This window comes from Bradyrhizobium sp. Kon56 (assembly GCF_055807635.1).
The window spans coordinates 1-389 of record NZ_JBVVOU010000182.1 but is presented as its reverse complement, the minus strand read 5'-3'; the positions used below and the strand labels follow the sequence as shown (position 1 = coordinate 389).

General features: G+C 64.5%; 1 pseudogene. It reads left to right on the top strand.

The features are described from left to right. Positions 1 to 389, top strand: a pseudogene (locus AC0L3B_RS38540) (imidazolonepropionase); the annotation flags it as partial.

Sequence of the window (389 nt, the reverse complement as noted above, 5' to 3'; positions counted from 1 at the left end):
GCCACCTGCCTGGCGGCCCATGCGTTACCGCCGGAGTACCAGGACCGCGCGGATGACTACATCGAGCACATCTGCAGCGAGATGCTGCCGACCCTGGCGGCAGAGGGGCTGGTGGACGCGGTGGATGCCTTCTGTGAATACCTGGCGTTTTCTACCGAGCAGGTGGAGCGCGTGTTCAAGGTCGCCCAAAAACTCGGCCTGCCGGTGAAACTGCACGCCGAGCAATTGTCTTCCCTGCATGGCTCCAGCCTGGCGGCGCGCTACCACGCGTTGTCGGCGGACCATCTGGAGTTCATGACCGAAGAAGACGCCATCGCCATGGCCGCTGCCGGCACCGTCGCCGTGTTGCTGCCGGGCGCTTTCTACTTCCTGCGCGAAACCCAGTTGCC